This window comes from Streptomyces spongiae (assembly GCF_009377185.1).
GTDB lineage: Bacteria > Actinomycetota > Actinomycetes > Streptomycetales > Streptomycetaceae > Streptomyces > Streptomyces spongiae.
In genome coordinates, this window is record NZ_VJZC01000339.1 from 1 (window position 1) to 10704 (window position 10704).

The 10704-nt window shown below is 70.7% G+C and carries 10 protein-coding genes; 3 read left to right on the forward strand and 7 right to left on the reverse strand.

The features are described 5' to 3' along the window. The first annotated feature begins 105 nt into the window (after positions 1–105). Entirely contained in the window at positions 106–1002 is an 897-nt protein-coding gene (locus FNH08_RS33060) for an NAD(P)-dependent oxidoreductase (protein ID WP_152775210.1), read from the forward strand. Between the two features lie 92 nt (positions 1003–1094). On the opposite strand, the gene FNH08_RS33065 is transcribed toward FNH08_RS33060, so the two are convergent. Beyond that, positions 1095–1460 (reverse strand): DUF805 domain-containing protein, encoded by a 366-nt coding sequence (locus FNH08_RS33065; protein WP_322725907.1) that lies wholly within the window; start codon positions 1458–1460, stop codon positions 1095–1097. 312 nt (positions 1461–1772) lie between these two features. Then, positions 1773–2765, reverse strand: coding sequence for a porphobilinogen synthase (hemB, locus tag FNH08_RS33070; RefSeq protein WP_152775212.1), 993 nt, complete (start codon positions 2763–2765; stop codon positions 1773–1775). A gap of 89 nt (positions 2766–2854) precedes the next feature. Between hemB and FNH08_RS33075 the strand changes: the two genes are divergently transcribed. Further along, positions 2855–3208 (forward strand): VOC family protein, encoded by a 354-nt coding sequence (locus FNH08_RS33075; RefSeq protein WP_152775213.1) that lies wholly within the window; start codon positions 2855–2857, stop codon positions 3206–3208. Positions 3209–3296: 88 nt separating this feature from the next. On the opposite strand, the gene FNH08_RS33080 is transcribed toward FNH08_RS33075, so the two are convergent. From FNH08_RS33080 to FNH08_RS33100, 5 genes are all read right to left on the reverse strand, one after another. After that, on the reverse strand, positions 3297–5018 hold the full coding sequence (locus tag FNH08_RS33080) for a bifunctional uroporphyrinogen-III C-methyltransferase/uroporphyrinogen-III synthase (RefSeq protein WP_152775214.1): 1722 nt from the start codon (positions 5016–5018) through the stop codon (positions 3297–3299). Continuing rightward, a complete protein-coding gene (gene hemC / locus FNH08_RS33085) occupies positions 5015–5998 on the reverse strand; it encodes a hydroxymethylbilane synthase (RefSeq protein ID WP_152775215.1) in 984 nt (327 codons plus the stop codon). The genes FNH08_RS33080 and hemC overlap by 4 nt, the downstream gene beginning before the upstream one ends. Continuing rightward, complete coding sequence (locus FNH08_RS33090; RefSeq protein ID WP_152775216.1) at positions 5995–7743, reverse strand: glutamyl-tRNA reductase; 1749 nt, start codon at positions 7741–7743, stop codon at positions 5995–5997. Before FNH08_RS33090 ends, hemC begins: the two co-directional genes overlap by 4 nt. Next, entirely contained in the window at positions 7740–8501 is a 762-nt protein-coding gene (locus FNH08_RS33095) for a redox-sensing transcriptional repressor Rex (RefSeq protein WP_322725908.1), read from the reverse strand. The genes FNH08_RS33090 and FNH08_RS33095 overlap by 4 nt, the downstream gene beginning before the upstream one ends. 296 nt (positions 8502–8797) lie before the next feature. Next, entirely contained in the window at positions 8798–9097 is a 300-nt protein-coding gene (locus FNH08_RS33100; RefSeq protein ID WP_152775217.1) for a glutaredoxin family protein, read from the reverse strand. A gap of 148 nt (positions 9098–9245) precedes the next feature. Here FNH08_RS33100 and FNH08_RS33105 point away from each other — a divergent pair, with 148 nt between their 5' ends. Next, positions 9246–10193: an HAD family hydrolase gene (locus tag FNH08_RS33105; protein ID WP_152775218.1), complete on the forward strand. Its 948-nt coding sequence runs from the start codon at positions 9246–9248 to the stop codon at positions 10191–10193. The last annotated feature ends 511 nt before the right edge of the window (positions 10194–10704 follow it).

Sequence of the window (10704 nt, forward strand, 5' to 3'; positions counted from 1 at the left end):
ACCCACACCCGCATCCCCACCCAGGCTCACGCTCACCAAAAGGTAAGCAGCTGAGCAAATAGTCGGTACTTGTGGCGAGTCGGGCACCCGACCAGCATGGTCGCCATGCCGGACAACCACGCACCCGACACCACCCGACCCCCCGTCACCGTCCTCGGTCTCGGCCTCATGGGCACGGCCCTGGCCGCCGCCTTCCTCAGGGCGGGCCACCCCACCACGGTCTGGAACCGCACCGCCTCCAAGACGGGCCCGCTCGTCGCCCAGGGCGCGATCCCGGCGGACACCCCCGCCGAGGCGATCGCCGCGAGCCCCCTGACGGTCGTCTGCCTCACGACCTACGACGACGTGACCGCCGTACTGACCCCGCTGACCGCCACCCTCGCCGGCCGCACGCTCGTGAACGTCACCAACGGCACCCCGGTCCAGGCGAGGAAGTCCGCCGCCTGGGCGGAGGAGCACGGCATCGCGTACGTCGACGGCGGCATCATGGCCGTACCCCAGATGATCGCGACACCTGCCGCGTACGTCCTCTACAGCGGCTCCCAGGAGGCGTACGACCGGCACCGGACGACCCTGTCCGCGCTGGGCGGCACCCGCTGGACGGGCACGGACGCCGGCCTCGCCGCCCTCTACGACCTGTCGCTCCTCACCGGCATGTACGGCATGGTGATGGGCGTGGCCCAGTCCTACGCGCTCGTCCGCTCGGAGGGCATCAGCGCACAGGACTTCGCCCCGCTCCTGGAGGACTGGCTGAACGCCATGACCGCGGGGATCGTCCCCCGTACGGCCGAGGCCGTCGACAGCGGCCGGCACCTGACCGACGTCTCCAGCATCGCCGCGAACCAGGCGGCCTTCCCCAACCTCCTGCACACCTTCGCCGACCAGGGCGTCCGCCCCGACCTCTTCGAGCCGATGCGGCAGTTACTCGACCACGCCCTGTCCGAGGGTCACGCGGGGGACGGCCTGTCGCGCCTGGTGGAGCTGCTGGCGGAGCCCCGCTGAAACCGCCCGAAAAGCAGAAGGCCGCCCGGGACAAGACCGGGCGGCCTCACATGCCTACTTGGCATCAGCCGAAGTACACGGCGGCGACGGCGTCAGACGTGCGCCGGGATCTCCTTCGGGTTCGGGCCGTACTGGTTCGCGCCCGGCTGGCTGTCCGAGCAGGTGAAGACCAGCAGGGTGATGGCACCGACCAGCGGGACGATCCCGATCAGCAGCCACCAGCCGGAGCGGCCCGTGTCGTGCAGGCGACGGACACCGACGGCCAGGCTGGGCAGCAGGATGCCGAGGTAGAAGATGCCGAGGAGGACGAAGAGAGCCGAGGACTTGGACGCGCCGGCGATGATGGCCAGAACCACGTAGATGATTCCGACGAACAGCGCGAAGTTCCAGTACTCCTTGCGACGCGCGCGGCCGCTGAACACCGCGTACTTCTTCAGTGCCTCGATGAACCAGCTCACTTGTGTCCCCCAGGGATCGACGTTCGGACCGTCCAGAACGGATCAGGCCAGGCGCAGAAGGTAGGGACACCGAAGAAGTACGTCAAACCGCAGAATTCTCCGCCTCCCGACGTCAATTTCAGGACAGACCGACAGAAGATCACCGGAAGACGCAGGGCCGTCTCCGGGTGTTTCCTGAACCGAGTTCCATCCGTTGCCGAACCGAACACAGAGCGATGCACGACCGTCTCCGGTTCGATGCCGGAACGATCCGGGACCGTTGCGTCGGACGCCCGCCCCGGGTCGGCCCGACGCCCTCCCCGGGGCGGCCCGTCAGCGCACCATCCGCGCCGCCTCGACGGCCCAGTACGTCAGGATGTTCTGCGCCCCGGCCCGCTTGATACCGGTGAGGGTCTCCAGGATCGCGCGCTCCCGGTCGACCCAGCCCTTCTCGGCGGCGGCCTCGACCATCGAGTACTCGCCGGAGATCTGGTACGCGGCGACCGGCACATCCACGGCGTCCGCGACGCGGGCGAGGATGTCGAGGTAGGGACCGGCGGGCTTGACCATCACCATGTCCGCCCCTTCCTCCAGGTCGAGGGCCAACTCCCGCATGGACTCCCGGACATTGGCGGGGTCCTGCTGGTACGTCTTCCGGTCCCCCTTCAGCGACGAGGCCACGGCCTCCCGGAACGGACCGTAGAAGGCGGACGAGTACTTGGCGGTGTAGGCGAGGATCGCGACGTCCTCGCGCCCGATCTGGTCCAGCGCGTCACGGATGACCCCGATCTGCCCGTCCATCATCCCGCTCGGCCCGACCACATGGGCGCCCGCGTCGGCCTGCACCTGGGCCATCTCGGCGTACCGCTCCAGGGTGGCGTCGTTGTCGACGCGGCCCTGCTCGTCGAGCACACCGCAGTGCCCGTGGTCGATGGTCTCGTCGAGACACACATCGGACATGACGAGCAGATCATCCCCGACCTCGGCACGCACATCACGGATGGCGACCTGCAGAATCCCGTCCGGATCCGTCCCCGGCGTCCCCAGGGCGTCCTTCTTGCTCTCCTCCGGCACGCCGAAGAGCATGATCCCCGACACCCCGGCCTCGACGGCCTCCGCGGCCGCCTTCTTCAGGCTGTCGCGCGTGTGCTGCACCACCCCGGGCATCGCCGCGATCGGCACCGGCTCACTGACGCCCTCCCGCACGAAGGCGGGCAGGATGAAGTCGGCCGGGTGCAGACGCGTCTCGGCGACCATGCGGCGCATGACGGGCGTGGTACGAAGCCGGCGGGGCCGCGTACCGGGAAAAGAACCGTACTTCGACATACCACCCACGCTACGCCTGGCCCATGGGTCCCTTTGCCGACTCGGTGTCGGGCCGGGCAGGGCCGGGCACGTCCTGGCAGGATGGCGCCATGGAACGTGTGCTTGGAATCGGTGGGTACTTCCTGCGGGCCACCGACCCGACGGCCCTGAGCGCGTGGTACCGCGACTGCCTGGGCCTGGACGCCGACGAGCACGGCCTGTGGCGTCAGGAAACCGGGCCGACGGTGTTCGCGACGTTCGAGTCCGGGACCGACTACTTCGGGTCCCGCGACCAGCGGACCATGCTCAACTTCCGGGTCCGCGACCTGGACGCGATGCTCGCGCAACTCCGCGCCAAGGGAGCGGACGTGGCCGAGGAAACGCAGGACATGGAGGGCGTCGGCCGATTCGGCTGGGTCACCGACCCCGAGGGCAATCGAATCGAGCTGTGGCAGCCCGCCTGACACACGCAGACACACACGGCCCGCAGACACACACGGCCCGCACCCGAGTCCACGGGTGCGGGCCGCACATGTGCGCCTCAGGTGCGCCTCAGGTCGTCGAGCGCCGCCTCCGCGCCCCCGGCCGCCGCTCGCTAGGCCGCGTCACCGGATCCCCCGCCTCCACGGCGGCGGCCCTGCGACGCGAACCGAAGTCCGCCAGCGCCTCCGCCAGCCGGTGGACGGACGGTTCGGGAGCCATGACGTCGACCCTCAGCCCGTGCTCCTCGGCGGTCTTGGCCGTGGCGGGACCGATACAGGCGATGACCGTCACGTTGTGCGGCTTGCCAGCGATACCCACCAGGTTCCGCACCGTCGACGACGACGTGAAGAGCACGGCGTCGAACCCGCCGCCCTTGATCGCCTCCCGCGTCTCCGCCGGCGGCGGCGACGCCCGCACGGTGCGGTACGCCGTGACGTCGTCGACCTCCCAGCCCAGCTCGATGAGACCGGCCACCAGCGTCTCGGTGGCGATGTCGGCACGCGGCAGGAAGACACGGTCGATCGGGTCGAAGACCGGGTCGTACGGCGGCCAGTCCTCCAACAGCCCCGCCGCCGACTGCTCCCCGCTCGGCACCAGGTCCGGCTTCACACCGAAGGCGATCAGCGCGTTGGCCGTCTGCTCGCCCACCGCCGCGACCTTGATCCCGGCGAAGGCCCGCGCGTCGAGCCCGTACTCCTCGAACTTCTCGCGGACCGCCTTGACGGCGTTGACCGAGGTGAACGCGATCCACTCGTAGCGCCCGGTCACCAGGCCCTTGACGGCACGTTCCATCTGCTGGGGCGTCCGCGGCGGCTCGACGGCGATCGTCGGCACCTCGTGCGGCACGGCCCCGTACGAGCGCAACTGGTCGGAGAGCGACGCCGCCTGCTCCTTCGTCCGCGGTACGAGGACCTTCCAGCCGAACAGCGGCTTGGACTCGAACCAGGACAGCTGGTCGCGCTGGGCGGCGGCGGAACGCTCACCGACCACGGCTATCACCGGCCGGCCGCCCTGCGGCGAGGGCAGCACCTTCGCCTGCTTCAGGGTCTGCGCGATCGTGCCGAGCGTGGCCGTCCAGGTGCGCTGCCGGGTGGTCGTACCGGCGACCGTCACCGTCAGGGGAGTGTCCGGCTTGCGGCCGCCCGCCACCAGCTCACCGGCGGCCAAGGCCACCGTCTCCAGCGTCGCCGAGACCACGACGGTCCCGTCCGACGCCCCGACCTCCGTCCAGCACCGGTCGGAGGCCGTGCGCGCGTCCACGAACCGTACGTCGGCGCCCTGCGCGTCCCGCAGCGGCACACCCGCGTACGCGGGCACACCCACGGCGGCGGCCACACCGGGCACGACCTCGAACGGCACGCCCTCGGCGGCGCACGCCAGCATCTCCTCAGCGGCGTACGTGTCGAGCCCGGGGTCACCGGACACCGCACGGACGACCCGCTTGCCGCCCCGCGCGGCCTCCATGACAAGATGTGCCGCATCCCGCACAGCGGGTGCACCAGCGGTTGTTGACGCGCCGTCGACAACCGAGAGCTGCGGCGTGCCCGCGAACGTATCCGCGGAGGGCCCGGAGGACGCGGCAGCCGGATCGGCGTCGGTGTCCAGGACGGCGACGCCCGACCGGGCGTGCGCACGGACCACGTCGAGCACCTCGTGCTCGCCGACGAGGACGTCCGCGTTCGCCAGCGCCTCCACGGCGCGCAGTGTGAGCAGTCCCGGATCCCCGGGTCCGGCACCGAGGAAGGTGACGTGCCCGTGGTCCTGAGCGGCGGAAAGGGTGGTGGGGCTCAATGTGCTCGCTCCCCCATCAGACCGGCCGCGCCCTTGGCAAGCATCTCGGCGGCGAGTTCACGGCCGAGCGCCATTGCTTGGTCGTACGTCTCGGGCACGGGACCGGTGGTGGACAACTGCACCAGCGTCGAGCCGTCGGTGGTGCCGACGACGCCGCGCAGGCGCATTTCCTTGACAATCTGCCCGTCGCCCAGAAGGTCGGCGAGCGCGCCCACGGGGGCACTGCAGCCGGCTTCCAGGGCGGCGAGAAGGGACCGCTCGGCGGTCACGGCGCCCCGTGTGTACGGGTCGTCGAGCTCACTGAGCGCGGCGACGAGGTGCGCGTCTTCGGCGGTGTTCGCCGCCCTGCACTCGATCGCCAGTGCCCCCTGGCCGGGGGCGGGCAAAACCATGTCGACCGGCAGGAAGTCGGTGACCTCGTCGATCCTGCCGATCCGGGTCAGTCCGGCGGCGGCGAGGACGACGGCGTCCAGCTCGCCCTTCCGCACGTATCCGATGCGGGTGTCGACGTTCCCCCGGATCGGCACGGTCTCGATGCTCAGCCCGTGGCTGCGCGCGTACGCGTTCAGCTGGGCCATGCGCCGCGGGGAACCGGTCCCCACGCGGGCACCGTCCGGCAGTTCGGTGAACGTCAGCCCGTCCCGGGCGACCAGCACGTCGCGCGGGTCCTCGCGCTTCGGTATGGCGGCCAGCGCCAGGTCGTCGGGCTGTGCGGTGGGCAAGTCCTTGAGGGAGTGCACCGCGAAGTCGACCTCACCGCCGAGCAGTGCGTCCCGCAGCGCGGTGACGAAGACTCCGGTGCCGCCGATCTGGGCGAGGTGTTCGCGGGAGGTGTCGCCGTAGGTGGTGATCTCCACGAGCTCGACGGGCCGCCCGGTCACCCGGCGCACGGCGTCCGCCACCTGCCCGGACTGGGCCATGGCGAGCCTGCTCCGCCTGGTCCCGAGCCTCAGGGCCCTTTGTACGTGTGGCTCACTCATGCTCGCCCTCGGTTCTCGGCGTCCTTCTTGGAGCCGTCGGTCTCGTCGTCGGCCCGCGAGACGGCGGCGACCGTCTCCGGGTCCAGGTCGAACAGGGTCCGCAGCGCGTCCGCGTACCCGGCGCCGCCGGGCTCGGCCGCGAGCTGCTTGACCCGTACGGTCGGCGCGTGCAACAGCTTGTCCACGACGCGCCGCACGGTCTGGGTGATCTCGCCGCGCTCCTTGTCGTCGAGGCCGGGCAGCCGCCCGTCGAGCCGCGCGATCTCGCCGGCTACGACATCGGCGGCCATGGTCCGCAGGGCCACGACAGTGGGTGTGATGTGGGCGGCGCGCTGAGCGGCGCCGAAGGCGGCCACCTCGTCGGAGACGATCCGGCGCACCTGGTCCACGTCGGCCGCCATGGGCGCCCCCGCGGAGGCCTCGGCGAGCGACTCGATGTCGACCAGCCGCACTCCGGTCAGCCGGTGCGCGGCCGCGTCGATGTCCCGCGGCATCGCCAGGTCAAGGAGCGCGAGTACGGGCTCGGGCCGGGGCACCTCGACGACCGACTCGGGCCTGCGCCGCTCGGGGATCCGTCCGGTGACACGGACGGTGGCGGCGAGCGCGGTGATGAGCTCGGCGTCGGCGGCGGGCGAAGGGCGGCGCTCGCGGCGGTCGACGGTCGCGTTGTCCACCCAGGCCGCGTGCTGCTCCAGCGTCGCCGCGTCCATCCCGGCGACCGCGGCCTCCCCGAGCACGGAGAAGCCGCCGCCCTGCACGGCCGACAGGTCGAGCGGGCAGCCCTCCTCGGTGCCGACGGAGGTGGGGGGCAGCGGGGTGTCCTCGTGTACGGGTCGTACGCCCGTGCCGGTTGCCGTGCGGCCGGACTCGGCGCCGGCGGTGGCCGGGCCCCCTTGCGCGGGGACACGTCCCTCTACCGCCGTCGCGACCGACTCGGCGGTCAGGACGAGGCCGGTCGCGCCCGTACAGGACACGACAAGTCCGGCACGTGTCAGCTCGGCGGGGACCGCGTCCATCGTGACCGCGCGAGCCGTCACATCCGTTTCGCCCTGCTCGGTGAGGATCTGGGCGAGGCGTTCGGCGCGGTCGTACGTCCGGTTGGCGATCACGATCTCGCGGACGCCGGCGCGTGCGAGGGTCGCCGCGGCGAGGGAGGACATGGAGCCCGCGCCGATGACGAGGGCCCGCTTGCCCCGGGCCCAGGTCTCGACGTCGGCGCCGGAGGCCAGCTGTTCCAGACCGAAGGTGACCAGGGACTGGCCGGCGCGGTCGATGCCGGTCTCGGAGTGGGCGCGCTTGCCGACCCTGAGGCCCTGCTGGAACAGGTCGTTCATCAGCCGGCCTGCGGTGTGCAGTTCCTGCGCCCGGGCCAGCGAGTCCTTGATCTGTCCGAGGATCTGGCCCTCGCCGACCACCATCGAGTCCAGCCCGCAGGCCACGGAGAAGAGGTGGTGGACGGCCCGGTCCTCGTAGTGCACGTAGAGATAGGGCGTGAGCTCGTCGAGGCCGACGCCGCTGTGCTGGGCGAGCAGCGTCGACAGTTCGGCGACGCCCGCGTGGAACTTGTCCACGTCGGCGTACAGCTCGATGCGGTTGCAGGTGGCGAGGACGGCGGCCTCGGTGGCCGGTTCGGCGGCGACCGTGTCCTGAAGCAACTTGATCTGCGTGTCCGGGGACAGCGCGGCCCGCTCCAGCACACTCACCGGAGCGCTGCGGTGACTCAGCCCGACGACGAGGAGACTCATGCCGGCATCACGGCGGGGACGTCCCCGTCGGGCCCTTTCCCGGACTCCTTGGGAGTCTGGATCACGGCCTCGGACTCACCCGCGGCCTCGGCTTCCTCACCGGCCTTGCGCTGCTCGTGGAAGGCGAGGATCTGGAGTTCGATCGACAGATCCACCTTGCGCACGTCGACACCGTCCGGCACGGAGAGCACGGTCGGCGCGAAGTTCAGGATGGAGGTGACCCCGGCGGCGACGAGCCGGTCGCACACCTGCTGGGCGGCTCCGGCGGGAGTGGCGATGACACCGATCGACACGCCGTTCTCATCGATGATCTTTTCCAGGTCGTCCGTGTGCTGCACGGGGATGCCCGCGACGGGCTTCCCGGCCATCGCCGGATCGGCGTCGATCAGCGCGGCGACACGGAACCCGCGGGACGCGAACCCGCCGTAGTTGGCCAGCGCGGCGCCGAGGTTACCGATACCGACGATCACAACCGGCCAGTCCTGGGTCAGCCCCAGCTCACGCGAGATCTGGTAGACGAGATACTCGACGTCGTACCCCACGCCCCGCGTCCCGTAGGAGCCCAGGTACGAGAAGTCCTTGCGCAGCTTCGCGGAGTTCACCCCCGCCGCGGCCGCGAGCTCCTCGGAGGAGACCGTGGGTACCGAGCGCTCCGACAGTGCGGTCAGCGCGCGGAGGTACAGCGGAAGCCTGGCGACGGTGGCCTCGGGAATCCCTCGGCTGCGGGTCGCCGGTCGGTGAGTACGGCCAGTTGCCACGGTGCTCCTGCGGGTAGCGCGGGGCTTTAGGCGGTCACACGTCCCCAGACCGCCCCGTCGAATGCAGGCTATGTCTTTGTGAACGCGTGCACAAAGATGGTGTCCGATTTGCCCGGCCAACGTGACCGGGGTCACGCGCCCCCGGCGCATCCGTATGGAACCGGCGCGCGGGCGCCGTCGTTCCTCACTTGATGGGGGCAAAGCCGCACACTCTCCTCAACGATCCCCGCCCCCGAGACCAGTTCGCCATCGATCCTAAGCGACGTTCTGGACCAGTTGGACTACTCAGTCAGGTCTCATGTGAGGGCTTTGCGGAGGCGTTGCTCGTTCACGCGCCAGAAAGTGTGCTGCTCTCCGTCGACGAGCACGACCGGGATCTGTTCCCAGTACTTCTGGTAGAGCTCCTCGTCCTGGGTGACGTCCTTCTCCTCCCAGGCGACGCCGAGCTCACCGCAGACCTTCTCGATGACGGCGTGTGCGTCATCACACAGATGGCAGCCGGGCTTGCGGATCAGGGTGACGAGGTGGGGCTCATGGGCCACATGAGCCGTTTGCTTGTCCGTACGGCGGTCGGCGCGCCTGAAGAGGGGACTCATGCCGCCATTCTCGCGCCGCTCACGGCACGCGGACACGCCGGAACGGTTCGCCTCCTCGTCGCCTCCTTAACGACACGGCCCCAGAGAGTTCACACTGTTCAAACCTCTCGACTCCGGAAGCGCCGAACGGACTGGCTATGCTCACGTCATGGCCGCTCTTGGATGGCTCACTCCCCGTAGGCGCTCCGCCACGGCGCGGAGCGTTTTGGCAGGCGAGGCCTCGGCGGAGGCAGCGCGCAAGTCCTCGCAGGAACAGGAACTGCAGGGCCTCGAAGGCATGGAGGGCCTGCCCGGCGACGCCGAACCCCAGTTCCCCGTACACGGGGACGACAAGGCCGCCGCCTTCTTCGACCTCGACAACACCGTCATGCAGGGTGCCGCGCTGTTCCACTTCGGGCGGGGCCTGTACAAGCGGAAGTTCTTCGAGACCCGCGACCTCTACCGGTTCGCCTGGCAGCAGGCGTGGTTCAGGCTGGCCGGCGTCGAGGACCCGGAGCACATGCAGGAGGCGCGCGACTCCGCCCTCTCGATCGTCAAGGGCCACCGGGTGGCCGAACTGATGACGATCGGCGAGGAGATCTACGACGAGTACATGGCGGAGCGCATCTGGCCGGGCACGCGCGCGTTGGCGCAGGCGCACCTGGACGCGGGCCAGAAGGTGTGGCTGGTCACGGCGGCCCCCGTGGAGATCGCCACGGTGATCGCCCGCCGCCTGGGCCTGACCGGCGCGCTGGGTACGGTCGCGGAGTCGGTCGACGGCGTCTACACGGGCAAGCTGGTCGGTGAGCCGCTCCACGGCCCGGCGAAGGCGGAGGCGGTACGGGCGCTGGCGGTGGCGGAGGGCCTGGACCTCTCCCGCTGCGCGGCCTACAGCGACTCCCACAACGACATCCCCATGCTCTCGCTGGTGGGCCACCCCTACGCGATCAACCCGGACACCAAGCTCCGCAAGCACGCCCGCCAGTTCGACTGGCGCCTGCGGGATTACCGCACGGCGCGCAAGGCGGCGAAGGTCGGTCTTCCGGCGGCGGCGGGGGTCGGTGCGGTGGCGGGCGGCACGGCCGCCGCGATCGCTTTGCACCGCCGGCGTCGCTAGCCTCTGGCGATTGGGGCGGTTCTGCGTGGTGGGTGCCTGGGGTTGTGGGGTTCGTTCCCGCCGTGGTGGCTTGTCGCGCAGTTCCCCGCGCCCCTGAGGGGCGCGCTTCCCCGCCGGTCGTCGAGTGTCTGCCCCGCCGTTGCGGCTTGGGCGCCTGCGGTTGGTTCGTGGGTCGGGGGCGCGCCGGGAGGTGTGGCATCGGTGCGCAGATGGGTCGGTGCGCCGGGGTAACGGTGCGTTGTGATGCCGGGCGCAGGCACGGCTTTTAGGGGCGCGGGGAACTGCGCGACAAGCCACGACGAACCCGCAGCCGCCCACAAACCCTCCCGGCACCCCCTTGCGCGCGTACGCAGCTGCGGGTGCGTTGTGATGCCGGGCGCGGGCACGGCTTTTAGGGGCGCGGGGAACTGCGCGACCAGCCACGACGAACCCGCAGCCGGCCACCGACAAGAACCCGGCAGACGCAACGCCCCCGCCACACAACCAGAGCCGCATTCGCGCTCCCTTACCC